Here is a 26,295-nt window from a genome sequence, read left to right on the forward strand (position 1 = left end):
TCTGTCCTTTGCTGTGTGGGCGCCCCGGCCGACGGCCGACGTATGCTCCTGTGCGTACGCTGAACAACGGCCATGTCTGACCGGAGAGCGCCCTGGGCTTTTGCCCTGTGCAACTCATTCGGTGCACCCCCGCGATCGGTTTGGGACGGGTTTCCTGAGGTTCACGGGCTCGGCGTTTCGTACCGTGGGGGCATGGCCCCTGCACAGCTCTCCACCACCGACCGACTCCGGGCGGTCGACGCCTGGTGGCGTGCCGCCAACTACCTGACGGTCGGACAGATCTACCTGCTCGACAACCCCCTGTTGGGGCGGCCGATCGAACCCGACGACATCAAGCCCCGGCTGCTCGGTCACTGGGGCACCTCGCCTGCCCTCAACCTCGTGTACGCGCACTGCAACGCGCTGATCGCCGAGACCGGACGCGAGTTCCTGTACGTCTGCGGCCCGGGCCACGGCGGCCCGGCGATGAACGCGAACGCCTGGCTCGACGGCACGTGGGGCGAGCTGTACCCGGACGACGACCTGCAGCGCTTCTTCCGGCAGTTCTCGTTCCCCGGCGGGATCCCGTCGCACGCCGCACCGGAGACACCCGGCTCCATCAACGAGGGCGGCGAACTCGGCTACTCCCTCGCCCACGCGTACGGAGCGGCCCTGGACAACCCCGACCTGGTGGTCGCGTGCGTCGTCGGCGACGGTGAAGCGGAGACCGGACCGCTCGCGGGGTCGTGGCAGGCGCACACCTTCCTCGACCCGGTGTCCGACGGCGCCGTGCTGCCGATCCTCAACCTCAACGGGTGGAAGATCGCGAACCCCACCGTCCTCGCCCGCATCCCCGGTGACGACCTGACCGCTTACTTCCGGGGTCTCGGCTACGACCCGATCGTGGTGGACTCGAAGCGGGTCGACGACGACCCGTACGCCGTGCACGCCCTGTTCGACGGCGCCCTGCGTCGAGCGCTCGCGTCGATCGACGACATCCAGGCGGCAGCGCGGGCGCAGGCCGAACGTGCGGCTGCCGGACAACCCGCAGGCGCCGCCGACCTGCGTCCCCGCTGGCCGATGATCATCCTCCGCAGTCCGAAGGGGTGGACCGGGCCGAAGGAGGTCGACGGCCAGCAGATCGAGGGGACGTTCCGTGCCCACCAGGTGCCGCTGTCCGAGGTCCGCGAGAACTCCGCACACCGCGCCCAGCTCGAGGAGTGGATGCGGTCCTACCGACCCGAGGAGCTCTTCGACGCGGACGGGAACCCCCTCGGGATCACGACGACGATCCGTCCGACCGGCGACGACCGGATGAGCGCCACGCCCCACGCCAACGGCGGACGCATCCGGACGGCCCTCGACCGGCCAGCGCTCGACGCGTACGGGGTCCCCGCCGGCTCGAAGGCCTCGGCCACCGGCACGCTCGGCCCGTGGCTCGCAGCGCTGATCACGAAGAACCCGTCGACGTTCCGGCTCTTCGGCCCCGACGAGACGATCTCGAACAAGCTCGACGCCGTGTTCGACGTCACCTCGCGCGTGTGGCGGGCACAACGCGCGGTCGGCGACGAGCACCTCGCTGCCCGTGGACGCGTGACCGAGGTGCTGTCGGAGCACCTGCTGGAGGGCATGCTCGAGGGCTACGTCCTCTCCGGCCGGCACGGGCTCCTGAACACCTACGAGGCGTTCGCCCACATCATCGACTCGATGGTCGGGCAGTACGCCAAGTGGCTCGAGTCCTCGACCGACATCGACTGGCGTGCGCCCGTGTCGAACCTGTCGATCCTGTTGTCGTCGCACGTCTGGCGGCAGGACCACAACGGGTTCTCCCACCAGGACCCCGGGTTCCTCGACGTCGTCGCGTCCAAGCAGCAGGACCTGGTGCGGATCAAGCTGCCCGCCGACGCGAACACCCTGCTGGCCGTCGCCGCGCACGCGTTCGAGACCACCGACCGCATCGAGGTGATCGTCGCCGGGAAGCACCCCGAGCCCGTCTTCCTGTCCCTCGAGGACGCCGTCGTCCACGAGAAAGCAGGTCTCGGGGTCTGGGACTGGGCCGGCACCGAACAGACCGTCGGACGCGTCGACGTCCTCCTCGCCAGCGCCGGAGACGTCCCCACGGTCGAGACCCTCGCCGCGGCGGACATCATCAGGAAGCACGCGCCCGACGTGGGTGTCCGGGTGGTCAACGTCGTCGACCTGCTGTCGCTCGGGGACCACCGGAAGCACGAGCACGCCATCCCCGATGAGCAGTACGACGCGCTCTTCCTGCCCGGGACGCCCACGGTGTTCGCGTTCCACGGCTACCCGTCGCTGGTGCACCAGCTGACGTACCGCCGCAACGGCCACGACGACCTGCACGTGCACGGGTTCCTGGAGCGGGGCACGACGACCTCGCCGTTCGACATGCTCATGCTCAGTGAGATGGACCGGTTCTCCCTGGCCCACGACGCGCTCACGCGGGTCGATGCCGGCGCGCATGCCGAGTTGCTCGACCGGCTGTCCGCTGCACGGGACGCCGCCCGCGAGTACGCCTACTCGCGGGGCGAGGACCACCCGTCGGTCGACGGCTGGGAGTTCTCGGGGTGGCCGCAGGACCCGTCTGCCTGATCCCTCCTGCACAGGCCGGGAGGCCCGGATCACCGTCCACAGGACCGGTCGCGCCCGCCGCTTGGCCGGTCCTGTGGCATGAAGGTGGTCCGCATGGATGTCGCGGTGACGAGTGCGGTCGTGTCGGTGGTCGGTGCCCTCGTGGCCGTCGGCGCGTTGGTCGTGTCGGTGGTCAACGGGCGGGCCGGGCGGCGAAATACCGAGTTCTTGGGGCACCGGGATCTCTGGTGGCAGCGTTGGTCATGGGTCGCCGACCGCGCGACCTCGGATGACGAGGACAGGCGCGCGGCAGCGGCCGTGATGTCCGCGGCACTGGTGACCCGGAGCTGGACGACTGATGACGACACATGGACGTCCACAGCGCTCGCCGACTTCGAGGCAGCACGAGCGGAAGCCCGGACACAACAGGAAGGATTGGTCACAGATGATCTCGAGACTGACTGATGAAGAGTTCAAACGATGGCTCGACAACCGCGAGATGACGACACCACGGCTCCTCGCGAGCCCCCACTACGGTCCGCTCATGCGCGCCAAGGGCGCCGAAGAACAGCTCGCGCAGATGCGGCTCGAGTGGCGCGAACGGCAGGAGCGCGCCCGCGCGCGGAAGCTCAAGTACGAGGCGTCCTTCGGTGAGAGCTGAACCGACGCCCTGCGAGCCTGCCACGCTGAGACCGTGACCGACCTCGTCATCCCGGCCCCGAGCCTCCCGACCGTCCCCACGACCACGGGCGCGCGCTTCCCCGTCCGACGCGTCTTCTGCGTCGGTCGGAACTACGCGGCGCACGCACGCGAGATGGGGCACGACCCGGACCGCGAGCCGCCGTTCTTCTTCACCAAACCCCCGGACGCCGTCGTCGTCGACGACGCGGACACCCCGCACCCACCGCAGACGACCCAGCTCGAGCACGAGGTCGAACTGGTCGTCGCGATCGGCACCGGCGGCGCGGACATCGGCGTCGACGACGCGCTCACCCACGTCTGGGGCTACGCGGTGGGCATCGACCTCACCCGACGCGACCTCCAGGCCGAGGCCAAGCGCCTCGGCCGGCCCTGGGACACGGCGAAGGGGTTTGACGCCTCGGCACCGATCGGCGCGATCGTCCCGGCGCAGGGCACCGACCCGACGGCCGGTGTGATCGAGCTCGTCGTCGACGGCGAACGACGGCAGGTCGGTGACCTGGCGGAGCAGATCTGGTCGGTGGCAGAGACGATCGCGGCGCTGTCGCGGTCGGTGACGCTCGCCCCCGGGGACCTGCTCATGACGGGGACGCCCGAGGGGGTCGGGCCCCTGGAACGCGGGCAGCTCGCCGTCGGGACGATCGCCGGCATCGGCACGGTGCGCACCCGGATCATCTGACCGGCGTTTCCGCGGTGTGACGAGCCGCTGGGAACGCTCGCAGACACGCGGGGTATCCCTGGTGCGACGCCAGGTGGGGATCGCGGCGTCGCACACACGGGGCAGGACCATCGCGACGGGCGTCCGCGGCTGCTCCGGGATGACGGAGGTACGGCCGTGATGGAACACGATCTGCTGGCGACGTCGTGGACGTGGGCGGGCGCCGAGCCCATCCGCGAACGGGTCCACTCGGTCGGTGCCGCTGGGTTCGCCGGACTCTCGTTGTCACTCGACGACCTGCACGAGGTGCGTGCGACGACGGGTTTTGCCGAACTCCGCCGCATGCTCGACGGTGCAGGGATCGTCTGGGTCCAGTTGGGGCCGCTCGACCGCTGGTGGACGTGCACGAGCCGAACCGACGACGACGTCGCCGACCGTGGGGTGGTCCTCGAGGCCGCAGCGGCGCTCCGCGCCTGGCAGGTGATCGCTCGTGCCGACACGACGTTGCCCGGCGCATCACCGATCACCATGGCCGCCGACTGGACCGTGCTGGCCGACCAGGCCGCGGCCGTCGGCGCGCAGCTCGTCCTCGAACCCGAGCCGTGGTCGAACCTGCCGACGATCGAACGGGCCTCGCGGTTCGTCGCGGCGGCGGGGCACCCGAACGGCGGGCTGCTGCTCGACGCGATGCACACCCTGCGGGGCGGGTCCACGTTGGCGTCGATCCGCCAGGCGGTCGCGCCCGCGACGCTCGCGGCGGTCGAACTGAGCGACGGGCTCCTGCACACCCCGGCCGGCATGACCCTGTCCGAGGAATCCCGCGAGGCACGGTACCTGCCCGGCGCGGGCGCGTGGGACCTGCCAGGGCTCGTGCGCACCGTCCGGGAGCTCGGCTTCGACGAGCCGTGGGGTGTCGAGGTCCGGACGCCCGGCCACCGGGCGATGCCGATCGGCGACGCCCTGCGGACGGCTGCGGCGGCGACGCGCGCCGTGCTCGACGCGGCCGACGCGTACGGCGCACCGGCAGCGCCGGCGATGCCCTCGACACCGGCTCCGACCTCAGCGGTCGACTTCGAACCGCCCCATCCCAGCACCGATCCGCGGGGCGGGACACCCTCGGGATCGCACCGCCCGGCCGGACGTCGGGACGCTGACACAGGCACGCCCGCGTAGCCTCCGGGAGCATGAGCGACCAGACTGCACACAACGACGACCTCCTCCGCCGCTCGCAGGAGTCCATCGACGAGGCCAAGGCTGCCGCGGCCGAGGTGTCCGAACCCGGCGAGGACGAGCTCGTCGACGAGGGCCTCCCCGTCGCGGACGACGCCGAGCCGTCGGACGGACCGGCACCGGCCGCCTGACGCTCACCGCGCCGGCCGACTGACGGCCGCCGCGCCGGCTGAGCCGGCCCAGCTGTCGGCGTCCGGTCGGGTCGCGGCGTCAGTCGATCTCGACGACGCGGACCGTGACGTCGGAGGGCGCTGCCCCGAGGAAGTGGCGCGCGGCGGTCACGACGGCGTCACGCACGGCCCGGATGACCGTGGTCGTCGGCACGGACCGGTCGGTCGTGACGGCCACGCGGACCCGCGCCCCGTCCGGACGGTCCTGCACGAGCACGGCCCCGCCGTCCCGCGGGATCTCGAGCACGGAGCGGACGTCGCGGACGAGCGTGGCGAGGCCGGGTCCGGGCGGCAGGACCGACCGGACGCCCGGCACCGCGAGGACGGCCGCGGTGAGTTCGCGGGAGAGCACCCGGACGTCCGCGGTCACGGTGTCCCCCCCGACCACGACGTCGGCGACGCGGACGACGACACTGCGGATCCGGAACGGTGCGTGCGCGCCGAGCACCGATGTGATGTGTGCCCGGAGCGCCTCGGCACGGTCCGACACGGACGCTTCGAGCGTGGCCACGATGGTGACGTCGACGTCCACGACACCTCCGGGGGTGGAGACGTCACCGCTGAACCGGGTCCGACGGACCACGACACCGGGCACGTCGTCACCGAGGGTGCGGACGAGTCCGCGCAGAGCCCCCTCGGTCACGACCAGGTGCGCGGCGGGATCGTCGTCGGGGACGGGGATGTCCCGTCCGGCGTGGGCGGTGGTCCGGATGGACGCGAGCACCGAGCTGATCCAGCGCTCGTCGCCGTCCGCCGATGCCTCGGTGTCGAGCAGGTCCCGTGAGGCCACCCGCAGGGCCTGCAGCCGCTCGAGTGCGGCGACCGCTTCGGGATCACCCTCGATGTCCGCCCGCACCGGGATCCGGTCGGCGTCGAGGTAGTCGGAGAGTTCGTCCAGCGTGAAGGCACCGTGACGGTCGTCGACGTCGTCGGTCATCGCCACCCCTCCATCTGTTCGAGCACGTGTCGCCGCGCACGTGCGAGCAACCCGCGGACGGTCGGCGCGGGCAGCCCGGTCGCCTCGACGATCTCGGCGTAGGGCGCCCCACCCACCTCGCGCATCACCCAGACGGCGCGCTGTGCATCCGGGAGTGCCTGCACGATACGCGCGAGTTCCCGCACCTGCATCCGCGTGGCGACCACTTCGTCGACGGGTCGTTCGTCCGGGGCGTCGAGCATCGCTTCGAGGTCGGCGTGCGGGTGTCGCCTGCGGAGCCGGTCGAGGGCCTTGTTGGCCGCGATTCGGAAGAGCCAGTTGCGCACCCGCTCCGGGTCCTCGACCCGGTCGATGCGCTGCCAAGCCTGCAGTGCGGCCTCCTGGACGGCGTCGTCGGCCTCGCCGTCGCCGTACCCGAGGATCCGCGCCGCGTAGGCCCGCATGTGCGGTCCGTACCGACGGATCAGCACCCCGAACGCGGCCGTGTCGCCGTCGGCGCTGCGCTCGACGAGCGACGCGTCGGACAACGCCGCGAGGGCTTCGTCGCTGGACAGGAGCAGCTCCTCTTCGCGGATCTCGGATTCTCGTGTGACGAATCGGGCGTTCGTCTCGTCTTCACTACGTGCCTACCAGGTGCGCCTCCGCGCGCCTGGTTCGAGCGCGCCGTGGCCGGCCGTCCCTGAAGGGTCGGTCACGGTGCTTCGACGGCGGCCCGTGCGCTCCCTGATCCGGTGCACGGGCCGTCTTCTCCCCCGCCCCGGCGGCTACTCGTCGGTCTCGTCGGCGAGGAAGTCCGCGTAGGTCGCTTCGGTGTCCGTCACGACGACCCCCGGATCGACCGGCGTCCGTGCTGCACGGTCCCCGTTGATCGCGACGCGCTCCTCGGCCGTGAACGGCGGCAGGTACTTGCTCGAGCTCATCCCCAGGCCCTTTCGTCCCGGTGAACGTAACAGTCGGCGGCGGATCGGCGGCCGGGCGAGTGGAAACGTCCCCCGCCCGAGCGATGGACGGGGGACGGAATTTCGCCACGGGCGGACCCCATGCGCACGCATCAGCGCGTTCGCGAGCTGGCACACGGCAGGCAGGTCAGTGCTCGCGCACCACGTCATCCGGGTTCTTGTCCGGACGCCAGCCCCGCCAGGACGGCTGCCGGAGGCGCCCGTCACCGGTCCACTCGGCGAACTCGACCTCGCCCACCTGCTTCGGCGTCACCCAGTGCGCGTCCCGTGCGTCGATCCGCGGCACGTCGAGGAAGGGCGAGGTCTTCCGGTCGAGCGGTCGCAGCGATGCGGCGATCTCGTCGAGGTCGCGGTCGCGGAACCCGGTGCCGACCTTGCCGACGTACTCGAGACCGTCCGGACCGGGCACGCCGAGCAGCAACGAGCCGATGCCGCCCGCTCGACGACCACTGCCCGGCTTCCACCCACCGACGACCACTTCCTGCGTGGCGTGGTGCTTGAGCTTCAGCCAGGCCTCGGACCGCCTGCCCTCGGCGTACTTCGAACTGCGCTTCTTCGCGACGACCCCTTCGAGGCCCTGCTCCTGCGACGACGCCATCACGCCGTCGAGGTCGCCCTGCGAGGCCGGCGGCACGTCGATCGCCCCGCCGGGCTCGACGACCGTCTCGAGTGCCTGTCGCCGGGCGTCGTACGCCAGGCGGGTGAGTTCGTGCCCGTCGGCCTCGAGCACGTCGAAGAGCAGGAACCGCACGGGGGTCGCCTGCTGCGCCGCCCGCACCTCACGCGCCTTCGTCAGGCCCATCCGGTTCTGCAGGAGCTGGAAGCTCGGGCGCCCCCGGTCGTCGAACGCGACGATCTCGCCGTCGAAGACGCCGTCGACCCCGGCACGGTCGCCGAGTTCCTGGAGTTCCGGGTACTGCGCCGTCAGGTCGTTGTCGTTCCGGCTCCGCAGCGTGACCGAGCCGTCCCGGACGGTGGCGAGCGCACGGACGCCGTCCCACTTCATCTCGAACGCCCAGTCGGCCGGGTCCAGCCGGGGTGCGTCCTTCGCCAGGGTGGCCTGCATGGTCCGTCGGCCCCCCGGAGCGGTGTCCGCCGGGCTGGCTCCGCTGATGCGCCGCTGTCCGTCTCGGTGCGCGGCAGATGGACGGGAGGCCCGCCCCGCGTCGGTCGCGCCGCCGGTGTCCGCCATGCGGTCGGGCTGCTCCTTCGTGCGGTGGATGAGCCAGTTCTTCTCGTCGCCCGCTCCGCCCCGGCCGCGAGTGTGCAGGAGCGCCAGTCGGCGAGCGCCGCCGGTCCGGCCGTGCAGGGTGACGATGACCTCTTCACCCTCGCGCCACTTCTCGAGCTCGTAGGTGCCGTCGTCCCAGAGCGTGACCGTGCCACCGCCGTACTCGTCCTTCGGGATCGTGCCCTCGAACGCGCCGTACTCGAGCGGGTGGTCCTCGGTCTGCACGGCCAGGTGGTTCTTGCCCGGGTCGGTCGGTTCGCCCTTCGGCAGTGCCCAGCTCACCAGCACGCCGTCGTGCTCGAGCCGGAAGTCGTAGTGGTCGCGGGTGGCGTGGTGCTCCTGGATCACGAACGTCGGGGTGCCGTCCTTCCGGACCGTGGGGGCTCCTTCGGGAACCGGTTCCGGCGTCTTCGAGGCGTCGCGCTTCGCGCGGTAGGCGGTGAGCCGGTCGCGAGCCGGCTGCTCGGCGTCGTTCGCACGCTCGGTCCGGTCGCTGTCCCAGTGACCGTGGTCGTCGCGTCCGACGGCCAGCGAGGCGGAGGCGACCGGGTGCAGGTGGTCGCCGTGCGCCTCCAGGCGCTCGAGGACCTCGTCCAACGTGAGCTGCGCGAGCCCGCGTTCCTCGAGTTCCTTCCAGGTGCGGGGTGCTGCGACCGTCGGCCGCCCGCGGCCGCGCAGCGAGTACGGCGCGATCGTCGTCTTGTTGCCGTTGTTCTGCGACCAGTCGACGAACACCTTGCCCGTCCGCTCGGCCCGGCTCATCGACGACAACACCAGGTCGGGCAGGTCGTGCTCGAGCGCCTTCGCGAGTTCGTGCGCGACGTCGGAGACGTTCGCCGTGGTCGACCGGCCGTCGAGGGCGGCGTAGAGGTGGATCCCCTTCGAGCCGGAGGTCACCGGGTACGGGTCGAGCCCCATGCCGTGCAGGATCTCGCGTGCCGCGACCGCCACCTCGACGCACTCGGGCAGGCCGACGCCCTCGCCGGGGTCCAGGTCGAGCACGAGCCGGTCCGGGTTCTGCTGCCCACCGCGCGGGCCGAACCGCCACTGCGGCACGTGCAGTTCCAGCGCGGCCTGCTGCGCCATCCACACGAGGGTCGGCAGGTCGTCGACGATCGGGTACTCGTTGTCGTGCTCGGAGTGGTGGATGGTGTGGTGGCGGACCCAGTCCGGGGCGGAGTCCGGCAGGTTCTTCTCGAAGAAGACCTTGCCGTCGACCCCGTTCGCCCACCGCTTCCGGGTCACCGGGCGGTCCTTGACGTGCGGGATCATCCACGGCGCCACACGCTCGTAGTACTCGATCACCCGTCCCTTGGTCGTGCCGGTCTCGGGGTAGAGCACCTTGTCCGTGTTCGTCAGCGCCAGTCGCCGATCGCCGACCACGACGACGGTCTTGCGGGCCGCCGGACTCACAGCGCCACCCCGGTCGCTCCCGCCACCGTCAGGGTCGTGCCCGAGGTGTACGACGACTCCGGCCCCGCCAGGTACACGTAGGCGCTGCCGAGCTCGACGGGCTGCGCCGGCCGGCCGAAGGGGGTGTCCTGGCCGTACCGTGCGATCTCGTCGCCCGGGTAGCTGATCGGCTGCAGCGGCGTCCACACCGGCCCGGGTACCACGGTGTTCGCCCGGATGCCCTTCGCCGCGAGCTGCCGTGCGAGGCCGTTCGTGTAGGTGATGATGGCGGCCTTCGTCGCCGCGTAGTCGATCATGCGGTCCTGCGGCTGGTACGCGGACACCGAGCTCGTCGTCACGATCGAACTACCCGGCGCCATGTGCGGGACCGCGGCGCGGACCAGCCAGAACAGCGAGTAGAGGTTGACCTTCATCGTGCGGTCGAAGTCCTTGGTCGACTGCTCGGTGACGTCCTCGTGCACCAGCTGGTGTCCGGCGACCAGGACGAGGGCGTCCAGCCCGCCGAGGTCGCGCACCGCCGTCCGGACGAGTTCGTCGCAGAAGGCCTCGTCCGTCAGGTCACCGGGCAGCATCACGGCGTTGCGACCGAGGTCGGCGATGACGTCACGGACCTCGGTCAGGTCGTCGATCTCCTCGGGCAGGGCGTTCAGTGCGACGTCGGCCCCTTCCTTCGCCATCGCGATCGCCGCGGCCCGGCCGATGCCGGAGTCCGCACCCGTGACGAGCACGCGGTACCCCCGCATGCGCCCCGTGCCGAGGTAGGAGACCTCACCGTGGTCGGGCGGCGGGTCCATCGCACTCGCCAGCCCGGACCCCTGCTGCGTCTGCGCGGGGAACGGCGGTCTGGGGAACTGCGAGCGCGGGTCCTGCTTGTCGAGCTGGCTCATGCGCCCATCGTGCTCGCGTCGCCCGGTCGACGGTCCAGCGAACCCGGATCTGTGGAGAACCCGTCGGCTGCGGGCACTCCCGTGCGGACACGGGCATCATGTGCGCATGAGGTCGATCTGGAAGGGCTCCATCGCGTTCGGGCTCGTCAACGTGCCCATCAAGGTGTACGCAGCCACCGAGACCCACGATGTGTCCCTGCACCAGGTCCACGACGAGGACAAGGGCCGCATCCGATACAAGCGCGTCTGCGAGTTCGGCCACGAGGTCGAGTACGCCGACATCCAGCGCGCCTACGACGACGGCGACAAGACCGTGGTGCTGACCGCGGACGACTTCAAGCAGCTCCCCGAGGAGCAGTCGCACGAGGTCGAGGTGCTCGAGTTCGTCCCCGTCGAGCAGGTCGACCCGATGATGTTCGAGAAGACGTACTACCTCGAGCCGGACTCGCGCTCGCCGAAGGCCTACGTGCTGCTGCGCGAGACCCTGGCGAAGACCGACCGCCTCGCGATCGTGCAGTTCACGCTGCGCCAGAAGACCCGGCTCGGCGTGCTGCGCGTGCACGACGACGTCATCCTGCTGCAGGGGCTGCTCTGGGGCGACGAGGTCCGGGCCGCCGACTTCACGGCGCTGGACTCGTCGGTGAAGGTCAGCGCGAACGAGCTGAAGATGTCGTCGTCGCTCGTCGAGAGCATGTCGACGGACTTCGATCCGGACCGCTACACCGACTCCTACCAAGAGGAACTGCAGCAGCTCATCGACGCCAAACTCGACGCCGGAGACGACATCGACACCGAGAAGACGTTCGGCGCGAAGGACGACGAGGACGACGAGGGCGAGGGCGGTGACGTCCTCGACCTGATGGCCGCCCTGCGTGCATCCGTGGACAAGAAGCGGACAGGAGGCTCGGGGTCGCGTTCGTCGTCCAGCTCGCGTTCGTCGTCGGGTTCCGACTCGAGCGCGTCCGGCTCGACGAAGAAGGCGCCGGCCGCGAAGGCGCCTGCGAAGAAGACTGCGCCCGCGAAGGCCACCGAGAAGGCGCCGGCGAAGAAGGCCCCGGCCAAGAAGGCGCCCGCGAAGAAGCCCGCGGCGAAGAAGGCGCCCGCCGAGAAGAAGCAGGCGAGCTAGGACCGTTCGACACGAGCCGGTAACACGCGTCCGCGAGACTGGACCCATGACTCCACAAGAGCCAGGGAGCCTCCAGTCGTCACCCGAGACCGCCGGCCCGCCCGTCACCGTGTCCATCACCCGCCTGGTCGAACCCGACCGCATCCCGGACGTCACCCGCTGGGTGCAGTCCGGCGTGAACCTCGCCAACCGCTACCCGGGCTTCCTCGGCTCCGGGTGGGTCCGGTCCCGGGCGCAGTCCCGCGAGTGGCACATGCTCTACCGCTTCGCCGACCACGACTCGCTCGCCACGTGGGAGAACTCCGACGACCGGCTGCGCTGGCTTGACCTCGGCCGCGACCTCGTCGTGGAGTCCCGCGTCGAGAAACGCACCGGGATCGAGGGCTGGTTCGACGTCCCGCAGGACGCCCCGGCCTCGAGCGCGCCCCCGCGATGGAAGCAGGCGGTGAGCATCTGGCTCGGCTTCTTCCCGGTGAACCTGGCGTTCACGGTCGTCGTCGGGCTGCTCGTGCCGTCGTTCGCGGGACTCGCAGCGCTGCCGCGGGTGCTCATCACGACACTCGTGCTCACGCCGATCATGACGTTCTGGGTGCTGCCGTTCGTGACGAAGCTGATCCGTCCGTGGCTGCTCGCCCCGCCGAGGTCCGCGCGGACGACACGGACCTAACCGACCGCCCCCGGCACGTCGCCGCCGTGTCCGAGGGCGTCCCACGCCACCCGCAGCACGTGCGGCCGTGCCTCGGTCGCCGAGGCGTCGTTCTCGTAGGTCAGCGCGAGCATCATGATCGCGCCGAAGGCACCGGACACCCGGGCTCGTCGGTCGAGCGACGCGGCCGCGGGGTCGCCGAGGTCCAGGCCGAAGAGTTCGAGCAAGATCGCTGCGACCGGGACCAGCCGCGCACCGACGTCGTCCCCGCGTCGCAGCGTGAACGCGGCGAGGGCGAGTTCCGCCCACCCCGGCCGGGCGAGTGCGAGGTCGGTGATCCCCGCGAGCGCCGCGGCGTCGCGGAATTTCCCCGCGGGGGCGGCGGCGGCAGCTGCCCGGATCGCCTCGGTCTGCGCGGTGCACTGCGCGAGCGCGGCCTCGACGAGCAGCTCCTTGCTCGTGAACCGGGCGAGGATGCCCGCCTTCGAGTAGCCGGCCTGGTCGGCGACGGCCTGCACGGCGGTGTCCTTGATGCCGCGGCGGGCGATGAGCCCGGCGGTGATGTCCAGGACGTCCCCGTTGATCTCCTCGGCCGAGGGCCGAGCCCGGCGCGCGGGGCGGGTCACGCGCCGACCGCTGCGGCCCGTGCCGCCCGCCGGCGCCGGGCCCCCGCGACCAGCAGGGTGATCCCGGTCACGAGCTCCCACGCGACGATCGTGTACACGGACGCACGCTCCCACACGCCGTCGGGGAGCACGTCGATCACCGTCGACGACGAGTCGACGACGAGCATCACGAGGGAGACGAGGCCGACGATGCCGAGCACGACACTCGTGATCCGGTAGGCCGCCGGCGCCCGCAGCGCCCGAGACCCGATGCCGGCGGTGATCGCCACGAGGTTGCCGGTCGTGATCGCTGCCGCGGCGCCGAGCACGTGGAACACGATGGTGCCGCCGTCGGTGCTCGTCTGGCTGCCGTGGAACGAGCCGACCAGCACCATCCCGACCAGGTGGACCACGGCGAGGACCGCGGCCGCCACCCGCGCACGGCGGGACGCTGCACGGAACACCACGACGGCGAGCACCGCTGCTATCCCGAACAGGACGCCCTGCCCGATGAACGTCGTGTTCATGAGCACGTGCAGCGGTGAGTCGATCGACCGCCCCTGGAACGCGCCGACGTCGGGGACCCCGAGGTCGGAGATGTAGTTCGTCGCGTAGCTGTAGCCGGGGAACGCCGACGCCGAGACGGCTTCGCCGACGAGCCAGCCGACCCCCGCGACCGTCCAGAGTGCGCCGGGGATGAACGTACTGGGAGTGTCCGATCTGGTCATTCCCTGACCATACCGGTCACTACTGGGAATTGCCCAGCACCGACAGCTGGTCGAGTCGCTCGAGGATCACGCCCTCGCGGAGGGCCCACGGGCAGATCTCGAGCGCCGGCAAGTCGAAGATGTCGAGGCAGGCCTCGGCGACGAGCGCACCCGGCACCACCTGGTGCGCCCGGCTGGCCGACACCCCGGGCAGCTCCCCCAGCTCGGCGACCGACATGGTCAGGAGCGCCGGCAGCTTCGACCGGAGTACGTCACCGTCGAGCACCCGCGGCACGAGCGGCCCGGCACCGGAGGGCGCCGCCCCGCAGATCCGCGCGATCGACCGGAAGGTCTTCGAGGTCGCCACGGCCCGGTCCGGCCGACCGGCACGGAGCAACTTGCCGGCGTCGCGAGCGATCTCCACACGGATCTCGTGCCGGAGGCGGCGGACGTCGTCCTCGGTCGGGGTACCCGCGGCGAAGTAGGAGCGCGCGAGCCGTGCGGCGCCGATCGGCATCGACCACGCGACGTCCGGCGCCTCGTCGGCACCGCCAGCGATCTCGAGCGACCCCCCGCCGATGTCGAAGACCGCCAGGCGACCGGCGGACCAGCCGAACCAGCGGCGCACGGCCAGGAACGTCAGCCGGGCCTCGTCGGAGCCGGACAGGACGGCCAGCTCGACCCCGGTGGAGGACTCGACGTGGGCGAGCACGGCCTCGGAGTTGCCGGCATCGCGCACCGCCGAGGTGGCGAACGCGAGCATGTCCTCACACCCGCGCTCCTCGGCGACCCGGACGGCGTCGGCGACGAACGTGGTCAGGGCGTCGATCCCCTGCTGTGTCACCGCGCCCGAGTCGTCCAGGTGCTCGGCGAGCCGCAACGGCTGCTTGAACGAGGACGCCGGCAGCGGCGCGGCGCCGCCGTGGGCGTCCACCACGAGCAGGTGGCCGGTGTTGGACCCGATGTCGAGGACTCCCACGCGCATGCCACAACGCTAGCGGCCGGGGAACGTCTGGAGGCCCGACTCACGCCCGCAGGAACGCCTCGAGTTCCGCCGTGGTCGGGTACGAGGCCTGCGCGCCCGCCTTGGTCGCGGCGTACGCCCCGACCCCCACCGCGAAGCGTGCGGCGTCGACGAGGGAGTCCCCCGCCGCCAGCCGCAGGGCCACCGAACCCATGAAGGCGTCGCCGCAGCCCGTGGTGTCCACCGGCTCGACCCGGACGGCGTCGATCGACACCGGGTCCGCCTCGCCGTCGTGCACGACGCAGCCCGAGCCGCCGCGGGTGACGATCGAGCGCGCGACACCGTGCTCGCCGAGCGACTCGGCCTCGTGCTCGTTGACGAGCAACACGTCGGTCAGCTCGAGCAGCTCGGCGGGGACGGCCCCGAAGGGCGACAGGTTCGTCAGCACCGTGACCCCGGCGGCGTGCGCTGCCCGGGCTGCGGCGAGGACGGCGTCGATCGAGACCTCGAGGCAGAGGCCGAGCACGCCGGCGTCGTCGAAGGCGTCGGCGGGCACGTCGGCCGGCGTCAGCGTGCCGTTGGCGCCGGCGGAGATCACGATCGTGTTCTCCCCCGCGGCGTCCACGGTGATGACGGCGGTGCCGGTGGCCACGCCCTCCCGGACGGCGACGTGCGTGGTGTCCGCACCCGCAGCCGCGACGGAGTCGCGGAGCAACGCACCGTTCCCGTCGTCGCCGACCGCACCGATCATGCGGACCGTGCCCCCGAGCCTCCCGGCAGCCACCGCCTGGTTGGCGGACTTGCCACCCGGCAGGATCGCCAGGTCGGACCCGTGCAGGGTCTCACCGGGCTTCGGGAACCGCTCGGTCCGGACCACCAGGTCCGCGTTGAGCGATCCGACGATCACGATGGTCTGGGTCAACGGACGGTCTCCTTCTGCGGCGCGACGGACGTGGTCTCGGCGCTCTCCGGGCGGGGGATGAGGAACGAGATCGCGAGCGCGGCGGTCGTGATCACGGCACCGAGCAGCATGCCACCGGAGTATCCGGCGGTGCCCGCGGACCCGCCGACCCCGAGCGCGATCTGCAGCGCCGGCAGGACGGCGAAGCTGACCCCGGCGCCGAGGTTGAACGCACCGGCGTTCAGGCCCGGCAGGAAGCCGGGGTTCGACTCCGGCGAGAGCACGATGCCCAGGCCGTTCAGGATGATGTTCGCGATGCCCGCGTACGTGATGCCGATCAGGACGGTCGCGGTGACCAGGACCGGCAGCGAGTGCACGCCCACCAGCGCCATCAGGACCGTCGAGACGATGCTGCCGATCAGGCCGACGCGGAGCACGGCGCGGTAGCCGATGGTCGGCGCGAGGCGTCCCGCGAACGGACCGACGATCCAGCCGACCAGCGCGTACGGGGTGAGGAACACGAGCGAGGCGAGGTCGGGTTCCATCCCGAAGCCGGCGTCACCGTTCTGCGCGAGCGACGTGACCAGGCCGTTGACGACCGCGAAGACGCCCGTCATGGTCAGGAACGTCGTCGCGAGGAGCGCCCACGTGGCACGGCGCTTCAGGAACCGAGTCTCGACGAGCGGTTCCTGCACGCGGGACTCGACCGCCCAGAAGACCGCGAAGGCGGCGAGTGCGACGACGATGCCGCCGATCACCAGTGCCGGGTTCGCGGCGCCGAGCTTGCCGGCCTCGTTGAACGCGGTGAGCAGCGCGCCGACGCTCACCACGAGGGGGACGACGCCGATCCAGTCCATCCGGGTACCCGCGGACGGCTTCGACTCCACACCCCACACGGCGACGAGCGCCAGCGCGATGACGGTGACGACGGCGATGACCCAGAAGATCCCGCGGAACCCGAAGTTCGTGGCGATCCAGCCACCGGCCAGCGCGTCCACGCCGGCGATGCCGCCGTTCACGGCGGTGAGCAGTCCGAGTGCGGCGCCGTAGCGCTTCGGGTCGGCGATCTCGTTGCGCAGGACGAGCAGGCAGATCGGGACGACCGGCCCCGTGACGCCCTGGATGATCCGGCCGGCGAACAGCATCGGCACGTTCACGGCGAGCGCGGCGACGATGCTGCCGACGAGCATCACGGCGAGCATGCCGAGCAGGACGCGCTTGCGGCCGACGATGTCGGACAGGCGCGGCAAGAACAGCGAGAAGAGCGCCGCGAGCGTGAAGTACAGGGTCTGCGAGAGCCCGATGGTGGCGTCGTCGGTCTTGAGCTCGCGCGCCATGGTGACCAGCGCGGGGCTGAGCATGCTCGCGTTGAGCTGGAACGCGATGCACGCTGCGAGGAGCGCCGCGGTGAGGGCGCCGATCGACTTCTTCGTCGATGTGGTGGTCATGGTGCTCAGATCTCCGTCGAGGTGGCGTTGGTGGTGGCGGGGCGCGGGGTCCAGCCGGTGTCGGGGGTCTCGCCGATGCGCTCGAGGGCGTCGACGACGAGGTCCCAGAACCGGCCGTGGTCGAGCTCCATCGCGGCGCTCGTGCGGCAGTCCTCCGGCGCGGGCGCACGGAAGTCGGCGACGGTCATGCCCAGCGTCAGGGTGCCCTGGGTCTCGATGTGGATCGGGACCTTCACGGCGCGGACGATGGTCGGGTCGATGACGTACGCGACGGCGCAGGGGTCGTGGACCGGCGGGGCGTCGAAGCCCTGCGCATCCTTGTAGGTCTGGCCGAAGAAGTCGAGCAGCTCGCCGACGAACGCGGCGGGGGCGGTGCCGACGGCGGCGATGCGCGCGGCGACCTCCGGGGTGGCGAGGGCCTGGTGGGTCAGGTCGAGGCCGACCATGACGACGTCCCAGCCGGCGTCGAAGACGATCGAGGCGGCCTCGGGGTCGATGACGATGTTGAACTCGGCCACCGGGCTCCAGTTCCCGACGTGCACGCCGCCGCCCATGAGGACGACCTGCTTGACGCGCTCGACGATGCGGGGTTCCTTGCGGGCGGCGAGGGCGATGTTCGTCAGGCCGCCGGTCGGCACCAGCGTGACGGTGCCGGGCTCGTGCGCCATGACCGTCTCGATGATCAGGTCGACGGCGTGCCGCTGGTCGAGCTCGAACGAGGGCTCGGGCAGCATCGGCCCGTCGAGTCCGCTCTCGCCGTGGATGTCCGGCGCGACCTCGATCTGGCGCAGCAACGGACGGTCGGCACCCGCGGCGAACGGCACTCCGGTGATGCCGGCGATGCGCGCGACGGCGAGGGCGTTGCGGGTGACCTTCGGCAGCGTCTGGTTGCCGACGACGGTGGTGACGGCCAGGAGCTCGATGTCCGGGTTGCCGTGGGCCAGCAGGATGGCGACGGCGTCGTCATGGCCGGGGTCGCAGTCGAGGATGATCTTCGCGGGCTGGGTCGCAGCGGTGTTGGTCGCACTGGGCACGCTGGGCGCTCCACTTCTTCGGGGAATCGAGGGGTCTGTGCTCGACGCGGTGGGGATCCGCGGTCCGACAGAGCGTCGTCGCGCAGCGCGTCAAGCGTTTGACATGGAAGCACGTCAAGCGTTTGACGTCAAGTCGTCGAGGCGTCCTCGGTAGCATCGACCCGTGCCTTCATCCGTCGCTCCGGGCCGCCGTGTGACCGCTGCCATGGTGGCCGAGCGCGCCGGCACGAGCATCGCCACGGTCTCCCTGGTCGTCAACGGCAAGGACCGCGGCCGGGTGTCCGTCCCCATCGCCACGCGGGTGCGCGACGCCGTCGACGAGCTCGGCTACGTCGTCGACCACGCCGCGAGCTCCCTGGCACGGGGCAGCGGCGACCTGGTCGTCCTCATCGCCCCCGACCTGTCGAACCCCTTCTTCGCCGAGGTCATCCGCGGCGTGCGCGACACCATCGGCGACCGGTTTCAGCTCGTGCTGTCGGTCACCGAGCGCGGCGCGCAGCCCGTGGCAGCCGACGTCCGCCGCTTCGAACGCCTCCGTCCGGCGGGCATCCTCGTCGACGCCCCGGCCGCCGGCGAGTCGATGTCGGCGAGCGTGCCCGTGGTGCTCCTCGACGCCCCGGGTGGCACCGAGGCCGTCAACTACGACCTCTCCCCCGGCGTCCACGACCTCGTCGCGCACCTGCACGAACAGGGCCATCGTCGCGTCGGGTACCTCGACGGGACCTCCCGAGCAACGACGTTCGGGGTCCGGCGCAACCTCTTCGAGCAGGAGTGCGCCGCCGCCGGCATCACCCTGTCCGAGGTCACCGCCCGCGCCGACCTCACCGTGGACGCCGCAGCCTCGGCCACCGAGCACGTCATCGAGGCCTGGCAGGACGACGACGTCACCGCGGTCGTCGCCGCGGCGGACACCCTGGCCTACGGCGTCCTGCGCGTCGCCGGGTCGCTGGGCATCGCGGTCCCCGGGGAGCTCGCGGTCGCCGGCTTCGACGACCTGCCGTCGTCGTCGGTCACGGCCCCCGCGCTGACGAGCGTCGCCCTGCCCGGCGCCGACCTCGGGCGCGCAGCCGCGGAACGACTGCTCGCGACGCTCGACGGCACCGCGGCCGAGCCGGTGGCGCTCCCCACTCGCCTGGTCCGGCGCGCGAGCACCGGCGCCTAGCGCCCGTCCGCCGCGAGACTCGACGCTGTCGCGGCGAGACTCGGCTTGGGCGACAGTTCTCGCGCCGACGAGCACGAGATCTGTCGCTGAGCCTGAGACTCGGGGCCGGCCGCGGCAGTGAGCGCGACCGGACGACGGACGGGAGGCGCGGTGCCAGCTGGCACCGCGCCTCCCGTCAGCACGCCGCCGTCTCCACGACGCGCCCCGCCATCCGCAGGACGCCCCCGGATCCGGCGGCGCCGCGCTCAGTCGGAGGCGTCCCGGCGGGACGCCGGCGTCTCACCACCCGACGACACGGACTCGGACGACACGGACTCCGCCCGGCCCGCGCGCTGTGCACGCTCGAGCTCGTCGGCCTCGTCGCCACCGACGGCCTCGCCACGGGCGACCATGCCGGCCGTGTCGGAGAGCGTGATCTGCGGCAGGAACAGCGCGAGCAGGAACGCCACGGCGATGAAGGGCAGCAGGTACCAGAACACGGGTGCCAGCGAATCGGCGTACGCGTTCACGATGCCGTCCTGCACCGCCTCGGGCAGCTTCGCCACGGTCGCGGGGTCGATGCTGCCCGCCGACGACGCTGCATCGGTCGCCGAGCCGCCGGCGCCGGTGAACACGTCGGTGAGCGACGTCGTGAGCCGGGCCGTGAACAGCGCACCGAACACGGCGGTCCCGAGGGAGGCGCCGACCTCGCGGAAGTAGTTGTTCGTCGAGGTCGCGGTACCCACCTGCTCGGCCGGCACGGCGTTCTGCGCGACCAGGACGACCACCTGCATGATCAGTCCGAGCCCGGCGCCGAAGACGAACAGGTACGCGCAGATCAGCCAGATCGGGGTGGCCGCGGCGAGCTGGGTCATCGCGAGCATGGCGATGGCGACCAGGACCGTGCCGATGATCGGGAACATCCGGTAGCGGCCGGTCTTGGTGATCAGGTTGCCGGACGCGATCGAGGTGCCGATCAGGCCGACCATCATCGGCAGCATCAGCAGGCCCGACACGGCGGCCGAGGTGCCGGATGCCATCTGCAGGAACGTCGGGACGAAGCCGATCGCCGCGAACATGCCGATGCCGAGCACCAGGCCGATGCCGGTCGCGAGCAGGAAGGTGCGGTTCTTGAAGAACGACAGCGGCAGGACCGGGTCCTGCGCACGCGACTCGACGAGCACGAGGAGGGCGGCGGAGACGACGAGTCCGGCGAACCAGGCCCAGGTCTCGGGGGCGTCCCAGCCGTGGTCCTTGCTGCCGCCGAACTCCGAGAAGAACACCAGGCACGTGGTCGCGGCGGACATGAAGAGCACGCCGAGCACGTCGATGCGCTTCGTCGCCTTCTTGTTCGGCAGGGTCAGCGCGAACCACGCCACGAAGAACGCCGCGATGCCGACCGGGATGTTGATGTAGAACGCCCAGTTCCAGGTGAGGTGGTCGACGAAGAAGCCACCGAGGAGCGGGCCGCCGATCGCGGACAGGCCGAAGATCGCACCGAGCGGGCCGAGGTACTTGCCGCGCTGCGAGGCGGGCACGATGTCGGCGATGATCGCCTGCGACAGGATCATCAGACCGCCGCCGCCGAGCCCCTGCATCGCACGGAACACCACGAGCTGCGTGAAGTCGCCGGCGAAGGCGCACCCGGCCGACGCGATGGTGAACAGGGCGATCGCGATGAGGAACAGGTTGCGGCGGCCGAGGACGTCACCGAACTTGCCGTAGACGGGCATCACGATGGTCGAGGCGAGGAGGTACCCGGTCGTCAGCCACGCCTGGTGCGCGACGCCGCCGAGTTCGCCGACGATGGTGGGCATCGCCGTCGAGACGATGGTCTGGTCGAGGCTGGAGAGCAGCATCCCCGCGATGAGCGCGGAGAAGATGATCCAGATCCGGCGCTGCGTCAGCAGCAGCGGCCCGTCGGTGCCGGGGCGGGCACGCTTGGTGGTGCCCGGCGCGGTTGCGCTCATGGTGTGGAGTCCTGTCCGGTGGTGATGGCCGCCCTCATCAGGCGGAGGTTCTGGGTGAGCAGCTCGTCGAAGGGCGGGCCGGTGGCCTCGTCGAAGTAGGTCTCCGCCGTCACCTTGAGCAGCCCCGCGGCGGCCTCGGTGACGAGGCGCGCACGGCGGTCGGCGGGGTCGTCCCACCCGAACCGCAGCCGCACGGCGTCCGTGATCCGGGCGAGCTGCACGTCGGTGGCCGACAGGAACCGCGCGACGAGCGCCGGCTCGCGCTCGAAGACCCGGCGCACCAGGACCTCGTCCGCGCGATCGATGCCGACGCGGTGGAACTGGTCGATCGCCAGCGCGACGATCGAGTCGAGCGGGTCGAGTCCGCCGGGGACGATCCCGCCCTCGGCGTACCGGTCGATCGCCTCGACGTCGGCGTGCAGCTCGATGCCGAGCACGGCGTCGTCCTTCGACGCGAAGTGGTTGAAGAACGTGCGCCGTGACACCCCGACGGTCTCGCAGAGCTGCTCGATCGTGAAACCGCTCAACCCGTGCTCGACGGTCGCCCGACGTGCTTCGCCGATCATGCTCCGGCGCAGCGTGCGGGTGCGTTCAGTGGTGCTCACCGAGCAAGAATTGCACTATCCACCTGAAAGTGCAATCGGAAGGGTCGTACCCCTAGAGGGCCTTCTCGAAGCAGAACGACCACGGCATCGTCGCCGCGTACGGCGTGTAGACCGGGATCGGGCTCCACCCGGTCTTCTCGTACAGGGCGACCGCGTCGGGCTGCTTGTCACCGGTCTGCAGGATCAGCCGGGGCACGCCGAGCTCGCGGCCGATGCGCTCGCACTCGTCGAGCAGTGCGGTGGCTGCCCCCTTGCCGCGGGCCGACGCCAGCACGATCAGGCGCTTCAGCTCCACCTCGTCGCCGAGCCGTCGGATCGCGATGTGCCCGACGGCTTCGCCGGACTCGTCGACCGCGAGGACCGAGGTGACGACGGTCGACGGGTCGACGGAGAGCGCGCGGCTCCGCTCGGCCGTGATCGCCGGGTCCTCGTCGCCGTTCGACGAACCGTAGCGTTCGTGCATCTCGTCGTCCATCCGGGCGCGGAGCACCACGGATCGGGGGTCGTCCCAGGACACGCGTTCGATCGTGATCACGGTCGACGATCCTGTCACGGATGCCAGCGACGACGCACGCTCACGCGCGCCCACCCAGTGCCGCGATCGCGCCGTCCCCGGACCGCAGCGCGGCGAGCACGGCAGCGGCGTCGTCGTGGACCTCGGCGGCACCGGCTCCGCGGAGTTCGTCGCCGCCGATGCCGCCGGTCATCACCGCGACGCAGGTCACCCCGACGCGTCCGGCCGCTTCGACGTCCCACATCGCGTCGCCGACCATGACGGCAGCGTCAGCACGCACACCGGCCCGGTCGAGCGCCACCTGGACGATCCCGGGGTCCGGCTTCGCCTGCTCGACGTCCTCGGAGCTCGTCACCGCGGTGAGCCACTCCTCGGCGTCGAGCAGTTCGCGCAGCCGCGTCAGTTCGTTCTCCGGCGCACTCGTCGCCAGGACGACGGCGTGCCCCGCCTCGGCGACCGCACGGAGCAGCTCTCGGGCGCCCGGCAGCAGCCGCAGCTGCGGCATGTGCTCGGCGAAGTAGGCGGTGTTGAACTGCTCGACGGTGTCGCGCGTCTCGTCGGACGCGTCCGGCAGCAGCGTCTCGAGCAGCTTCGCGGAGTCCATGCCGATCGCACGGTGGATCCGCCAGGCGTCGACGGACTCGCCCGCTGCGCGGGCAGCGCGCCACCAGGCGTCGATGTGGGCGTAGTTCGAGTCGACGAGCGTGCCGTCGATGTCGAAGAGGACTGCGGTCGAGGGAGCGTCGGACATCCCTCCATGCTGCCCGGGAGGCGCGGATCGCCTCCCAGGAGCACGGTCGCGTCCGTCAGACGGTGATCGATTCCCCCGCGGGCAGGATCAGGACCGGCACCGGTCCGAGACCGTCCGAGCCGAGGAACCGCGCGGTGGACTGCTGGCCGAGTTCGCTCAGCATCGCCTCGTGGATCTGCACGGCACGCTCCGGCGCCACCGATCGGACGTAGTCGACCGCGGCGGCGGTGCTCGTCCACGGACCGCTGGTCGGCAGGAGCAGCGTCTGCACAGGGACCCCCGGCTCGAGGTACGCGTCGCCCGGGTGGAACACCGTGCCGTCCACCAGGTACCCGACGTTCGCGATCGTCGGGACGTCGCGGTGGATGACCGCGTGCTCCTCGCCGAAGACCTGCACCGAGAACGTGCCGATCTCGAACGCGTCACCGGCATGGACCGCCCTCACGCGACCGTCGTGGTCACCGAGCTGTTCGACGACCGCACCGGGAGCCCGCACCACGAGGGCGTCGTTCGCGGCGAGCCCGGCGCGGACGGCCTCGACGTCGAAGTGGTCGGCGTGCTCGTGGGTGATGAGGACGCCGGCAGCTGCGCCGACGAGGTCGGCGGCCTCGGGCGTGAACACCCCCGGGTCGATGACGAGGGTGGTCCCGTCCTGCTCGAGGACGACGGTGGCGTGGGTGTACTTCGTCAGCTCCATGGCAACGACTCTACAACTGTGTTGTACTTCTGGGTGTCGATCCAGGTGAGGGAGCACTCAGTCGGCGCGCCGGGCCAACCGCTCGAAGATGCCGGGCAGGCGCTCGAGGGCCGCGCGCTCCTCGTCGTCGAGTTCCTCGCGGATCGCCGTCGCCAACCAGTCGGCACGCGCCGTCATGTCCCGGCGGAGGACCTCGCTGCCGGTGTCGGAGATGCGGATGACCGACACGCGGCGGTCGGTGTCCGACGCCGTCCGCTCGACGTACCCGAGGTCGGCGAGCTCCCCCACCGTGCGCGACTGCCCCTGGTGCTTCACCGCCCGGCGACGTGCCAGCTGCGCGATCGGCATCGGCCCCTCGCGCTCGAGGAACCCGAGGGTCGTCGCGTGGGCGGTCGGCAGCGAGTCCGCCTCCCGCTTCGCAGCGCGCACGACGCGACCGATCGCGTGCCGGAGCTCCACGGCGAGTTCGTCGGTCCGGTCCATGCCCGGAACGCTACCGCCTGGACGACGGCAGGCGCGGTGCCAGCCGGCACCGCGCCTGTCGTTCGTGAGCCCGTTGCGTCAGCTGCTGCGGACGTCGTCCGCTGCGCCCTTCGCGTGGTCCTGCACGTCCGAAGCGGCGCCCTGCGCCTCGTCCTTGACGGTCTGAGCGGCGTCCTGCGCAGTGCCCTTGAGGTCCTGCGCGTGCCCCTTCGCGGCGTCCCCGAGCTGCGACCCGGCGTCCTTCGCCTGTTCCTTGACCTCGTCGACGAGGGGGGCTGCCTTGTCCTTGAGTTCGACGGCCAGCTCCTCTTCCTTGTCGCTCGCGGGGATGAGCGACGACACGAGCCAGCCGGCGCCGAACGCGATGAGTCCGATCGCCAACGGTGCGCCCTTGGCCTGCTCGACCCCGCGCTGGGCGACGTCCTTCGCGTGGTCTGCGGCACCGGACGCCGAGCCCGAGGCGCTCGACTTCGCGGAGTCCGCGGCGCCCATCACGGACTCGCGGACGCCCTGGAACCGGCTCTTCACCTTCTCGGTCTGGCGGTGGGCGATCGACGACGGGCTGACCTTGTCGGCCAGGGCGTCGACGTCGGAGCCGAGTTCGCCGCGGGTGCGCTCGATGTCGGCGCGGATCTCGTCTGGGGTGCTCATGGCTTCCTCCCGGTGGTCGTGGGCTTGAGTGCTTCGGGGACTTCCTTGGCGGTGGCGACCGTCTGGGGCAGGCCCGTGATCTCCTTGGCCGCAGCGCGACCGCGGAGACCGAGGACCACGGCGACGATCGCGTAGACCGCGGCGACGATGAGGGCGGACCACGCGTTGCCGACGGCGTACCCGATGGCCCACCACGCGGCGATCGAGACGAAGAGCAGCGAGAAGAACGCGGTGAGTCCGGCGCCGCCGAACATCCCGCCCGCCTTGCCGGCCTTCTTCGCCGAGTCGGTCAGCTCCGCCTTCGCGAGGGCGATCTCCTGCCGGAACAGGTTGGAGAGGTCGCGGGACACGTCGGAGAGCAGCTCGCCGAGCGGTGTCGTGGCGGCCCGCTCCTCGGGTGTCGGCTCACCCGGCGGGGTCGGACCCGGGACGGTGTGGCTCACAGGGCGCTCCCGGGGCCGGTGCCGGTGCCGGTGTGGGTCGTGGTGGGCCCGTCGCCGGCTTCCTTCTCGTGCTTGGCGTCCGCGGCGAGCGCCTTCGTCAACCGACCGGCGAGGATGCCGGCACCGGCGGCGATGGCGATGAACGTGCCCGGACGCTTCGCGGCGAAGGTCTTGACCTCGTCGAGGAGCGAGCCCGGGTCGCGGTTCTCGAGGAACCCGGCGGCCGAGGTCGCACGGCCGGACAGGTCGCGGACGACCTTCGCGGCCACGCCCTGGTCCTCGTCGTTCTCGGCCATGCGACCGAGCTGCTCGCCGAGGCTGCGGAGGCCGCCTGCGGCACGTTCCTGCTGCTCGCCGGCCTGCTGCTTGAGGTTCTCCGACGCCTGGCCGTAGAGCTGCTTGGCGTGGTCGGTCGCCTCGGAGGCGACCTTCGAGGCCTGCTCCTTGGCCGTGCCGGCGACGTCCGCGGCCTTGGCCTTCGCGTCCCCGGCGACGTCCTGCGCGGCACCCTTCGCCGCGTCGGCCTTGCCGGACTCCGCATCTGCGGGGACGGCGGCGAGGGGTGCGTCGAACGGCACCTCGGCGTCGTCGCCGTACGGGTCGTACGCCTGCGCGACGTCGGGGTCCGTCGGTCCGGCCGCGGGCACGCCGCTGGCGAACGAGGGGACGGTGACGCCGGGGGACACCTCGTGGCCCTCGGAAGCCACCGTGCGGTCGTGGATGGGGGTCCCGGAGTCGTTCCCGGGTGGGTTCGTGGTCATGGTCGGCCTTCCGGTTGTCCGTCGCCACCGATGGACACCGGGGCGCTGCTTGACCGAAGGTGCGCGCCCTCCGATGTGCTCCAGCGCAGGAACGCC

General features: G+C 71.4%; 29 protein-coding genes. 9 read left to right on the plus strand and 20 right to left on the minus strand.

All coding sequences use genetic code 11. The features are described from left to right. The first annotated feature begins 192 nt into the window (after positions 1–192). The 6 genes from OGL88_RS08055 (at position 193) to OGL88_RS08080 (ending at position 5,286) form a co-directional block, all read left to right on the plus strand. On the plus strand, positions 193–2,589 hold the full coding sequence (locus tag OGL88_RS08055) for a phosphoketolase family protein (protein WP_263055374.1): 2,397 nt from the start codon (positions 193–195) through the stop codon (positions 2,587–2,589). A 93-nt stretch (positions 2,590–2,682) separates the two neighbouring features. Beyond that, positions 2,683–3,033, plus strand: coding sequence for a hypothetical protein (locus OGL88_RS08060; protein ID WP_205463683.1), 351 nt, complete (start codon positions 2,683–2,685; stop codon positions 3,031–3,033). Beyond that, on the plus strand, positions 3,014–3,229 hold the full coding sequence (locus OGL88_RS08065; protein WP_205463682.1) for a hypothetical protein: 216 nt from the start codon (positions 3,014–3,016) through the stop codon (positions 3,227–3,229). The genes OGL88_RS08060 and OGL88_RS08065 overlap by 20 nt, the downstream gene beginning before the upstream one ends. Positions 3,230–3,262: 33 nt before the next feature. Then, a complete protein-coding gene (locus OGL88_RS08070) occupies positions 3,263–3,946 on the plus strand; it encodes a fumarylacetoacetate hydrolase family protein (protein WP_263055373.1) in 684 nt (227 codons plus the stop codon). Positions 3,947–4,105: 159 nt separating this feature from the next. Then, complete coding sequence (locus OGL88_RS08075; protein ID WP_263055375.1) at positions 4,106–5,098, plus strand: sugar phosphate isomerase/epimerase family protein; 993 nt, start codon at positions 4,106–4,108, stop codon at positions 5,096–5,098. Between the two features lie 11 nt (positions 5,099–5,109). After that, positions 5,110–5,286, plus strand: coding sequence for a hypothetical protein (locus OGL88_RS08080; protein WP_263055372.1), 177 nt, complete (start codon positions 5,110–5,112; stop codon positions 5,284–5,286). Positions 5,287–5,365: 79 nt separating this feature from the next. Here the strand turns inward: OGL88_RS08080 and OGL88_RS08085 are convergent, their stop codons facing one another. The 5 genes from OGL88_RS08085 to OGL88_RS08105 all read right to left on the minus strand — a co-directional run bounded on the left by OGL88_RS08085 (position 5,366) and on the right by OGL88_RS08105 (position 10,752). Beyond that, positions 5,366–6,262: a hypothetical protein gene (locus OGL88_RS08085; protein ID WP_263055371.1), complete on the minus strand. Its 897-nt coding sequence runs from the start codon at positions 6,260–6,262 to the stop codon at positions 5,366–5,368. Continuing rightward, the gene (locus OGL88_RS08090) at positions 6,259–6,789 is read right to left on the minus strand and encodes an RNA polymerase sigma factor (protein ID WP_263055370.1); all 531 of its coding nucleotides are present in this window, start codon (positions 6,787–6,789) and stop codon (positions 6,259–6,261) included. The genes OGL88_RS08085 and OGL88_RS08090 overlap by 4 nt, the downstream gene beginning before the upstream one ends. A gap of 237 nt (positions 6,790–7,026) precedes the next feature. Continuing rightward, entirely contained in the window at positions 7,027–7,182 is a 156-nt protein-coding gene (locus OGL88_RS08095) for a hypothetical protein (RefSeq protein ID WP_205463676.1), read from the minus strand. Positions 7,183–7,348: 166 nt separating this feature from the next. Beyond that, a complete protein-coding gene (locus tag OGL88_RS08100; RefSeq protein WP_263055369.1) occupies positions 7,349–9,865 on the minus strand; it encodes an ATP-dependent DNA ligase in 2,517 nt (838 codons plus the stop codon). Continuing rightward, positions 9,862–10,752, minus strand: coding sequence for an SDR family oxidoreductase (locus OGL88_RS08105; protein WP_263055368.1), 891 nt, complete (start codon positions 10,750–10,752; stop codon positions 9,862–9,864). The genes OGL88_RS08100 and OGL88_RS08105 overlap by 4 nt, the downstream gene beginning before the upstream one ends. Before the next feature lie 106 nt (positions 10,753–10,858). Between OGL88_RS08105 and ku the strand changes: the two genes are divergently transcribed. Beyond that, the gene (ku, locus tag OGL88_RS08110) at positions 10,859–11,878 is read left to right on the plus strand and encodes a non-homologous end joining protein Ku (protein ID WP_263055367.1); all 1,020 of its coding nucleotides are present in this window, start codon (positions 10,859–10,861) and stop codon (positions 11,876–11,878) included. Between the two features lie 46 nt (positions 11,879–11,924). Next, the gene (locus OGL88_RS08115) at positions 11,925–12,545 is read left to right on the plus strand and encodes an antibiotic biosynthesis monooxygenase (protein WP_205463672.1); all 621 of its coding nucleotides are present in this window, start codon (positions 11,925–11,927) and stop codon (positions 12,543–12,545) included. On the opposite strand, the gene OGL88_RS08120 is transcribed toward OGL88_RS08115, so the two are convergent. From OGL88_RS08120 to uriH, 6 genes are read right to left on the minus strand one after another with little or no spacing between them, the layout of a single operon-like run. Next, positions 12,542–13,150, minus strand: coding sequence for a TetR/AcrR family transcriptional regulator (locus OGL88_RS08120; RefSeq protein WP_205463671.1), 609 nt, complete (start codon positions 13,148–13,150; stop codon positions 12,542–12,544). The genes OGL88_RS08115 and OGL88_RS08120 overlap by 4 nt on opposite strands. Then, positions 13,147–13,857, minus strand: coding sequence for a DUF998 domain-containing protein (locus OGL88_RS08125; protein ID WP_263055365.1), 711 nt, complete (start codon positions 13,855–13,857; stop codon positions 13,147–13,149). Before OGL88_RS08125 ends, OGL88_RS08120 begins: the two co-directional genes overlap by 4 nt. Positions 13,858–13,876: 19 nt before the next feature. Continuing rightward, a complete protein-coding gene (locus tag OGL88_RS08130; RefSeq protein ID WP_263055364.1) occupies positions 13,877–14,821 on the minus strand; it encodes a Ppx/GppA phosphatase family protein in 945 nt (314 codons plus the stop codon). Between the two features lie 40 nt (positions 14,822–14,861). Next, entirely contained in the window at positions 14,862–15,722 is an 861-nt protein-coding gene (locus OGL88_RS08135) for a ribokinase (RefSeq protein WP_263055363.1), read from the minus strand. Then, positions 15,719–17,149 carry a uridine transporter UriT gene (uriT, locus tag OGL88_RS08140; protein WP_263091078.1) on the minus strand — a complete coding sequence of 477 codons (1,431 nt, stop codon included), beginning with the start codon at positions 17,147–17,149 and terminating at the stop codon, positions 15,719–15,721. Before uriT ends, OGL88_RS08135 begins: the two co-directional genes overlap by 4 nt. A 5-nt stretch (positions 17,150–17,154) precedes the next feature. Further along, the gene (gene uriH, locus OGL88_RS08145; RefSeq protein WP_263091080.1) at positions 17,155–18,183 is read right to left on the minus strand and encodes a uridine-preferring nucleoside hydrolase UriH; all 1,029 of its coding nucleotides are present in this window, start codon (positions 18,181–18,183) and stop codon (positions 17,155–17,157) included. A 163-nt stretch (positions 18,184–18,346) separates the two neighbouring features. Between uriH and OGL88_RS08150 the strand changes: the two genes are divergently transcribed. After that, entirely contained in the window at positions 18,347–19,345 is a 999-nt protein-coding gene (locus tag OGL88_RS08150) for a LacI family DNA-binding transcriptional regulator (RefSeq protein ID WP_263091082.1), read from the plus strand. Positions 19,346–19,590: 245 nt separating this feature from the next. Here OGL88_RS08150 and OGL88_RS08155 read toward each other — a convergent pair whose 3' ends face one another. The 9 genes from OGL88_RS08155 to OGL88_RS08195 all read right to left on the minus strand — a co-directional run bounded on the left by OGL88_RS08155 (position 19,591) and on the right by OGL88_RS08195 (position 26,199). Beyond that, positions 19,591–21,294 (minus strand): MDR family MFS transporter, encoded by a 1,704-nt coding sequence (locus tag OGL88_RS08155; RefSeq protein WP_263091085.1) that lies wholly within the window; start codon positions 21,292–21,294, stop codon positions 19,591–19,593. Next, the gene (locus OGL88_RS08160; RefSeq protein WP_263091087.1) at positions 21,291–21,899 is read right to left on the minus strand and encodes a TetR/AcrR family transcriptional regulator; all 609 of its coding nucleotides are present in this window, start codon (positions 21,897–21,899) and stop codon (positions 21,291–21,293) included. The genes OGL88_RS08155 and OGL88_RS08160 overlap by 4 nt, the downstream gene beginning before the upstream one ends. 52 nt (positions 21,900–21,951) lie before the next feature. Then, positions 21,952–22,434 carry a GNAT family N-acetyltransferase gene (locus OGL88_RS08165; protein ID WP_263091089.1) on the minus strand — a complete coding sequence of 161 codons (483 nt, stop codon included), beginning with the start codon at positions 22,432–22,434 and terminating at the stop codon, positions 21,952–21,954. A 40-nt stretch (positions 22,435–22,474) separates the two neighbouring features. After that, positions 22,475–23,164: an HAD family hydrolase gene (locus OGL88_RS08170; protein ID WP_263091091.1), complete on the minus strand. Its 690-nt coding sequence runs from the start codon at positions 23,162–23,164 to the stop codon at positions 22,475–22,477. A gap of 55 nt (positions 23,165–23,219) precedes the next feature. Next, positions 23,220–23,861, minus strand: coding sequence for an MBL fold metallo-hydrolase (locus tag OGL88_RS08175; RefSeq protein WP_263091093.1), 642 nt, complete (start codon positions 23,859–23,861; stop codon positions 23,220–23,222). 57 nt (positions 23,862–23,918) lie between these two features. Beyond that, positions 23,919–24,344, minus strand: a complete 426-nt coding sequence (locus tag OGL88_RS08180) for a MarR family winged helix-turn-helix transcriptional regulator (protein WP_111085840.1) — start codon at positions 24,342–24,344, stop codon at positions 23,919–23,921. 78 nt (positions 24,345–24,422) lie between these two features. Continuing rightward, positions 24,423–24,995 carry a DUF3618 domain-containing protein gene (locus OGL88_RS08185; protein ID WP_263091097.1) on the minus strand — a complete coding sequence of 191 codons (573 nt, stop codon included), beginning with the start codon at positions 24,993–24,995 and terminating at the stop codon, positions 24,423–24,425. Beyond that, complete coding sequence (locus OGL88_RS08190) at positions 24,992–25,438, minus strand: phage holin family protein (RefSeq protein ID WP_263091099.1); 447 nt, start codon at positions 25,436–25,438, stop codon at positions 24,992–24,994. The genes OGL88_RS08185 and OGL88_RS08190 overlap by 4 nt, the downstream gene beginning before the upstream one ends. Further along, positions 25,435–26,199, minus strand: a complete 765-nt coding sequence (locus OGL88_RS08195; RefSeq protein WP_263091101.1) for a hypothetical protein — start codon at positions 26,197–26,199, stop codon at positions 25,435–25,437. The genes OGL88_RS08190 and OGL88_RS08195 overlap by 4 nt, the downstream gene beginning before the upstream one ends. Positions 26,200–26,295: the final 96 nt, after the last annotated feature.

The organism is Curtobacterium sp. RIT-PI-V, assembly GCF_025642935.1.
Classification (GTDB): domain Bacteria; phylum Actinomycetota; class Actinomycetes; order Actinomycetales; family Microbacteriaceae; genus Curtobacterium.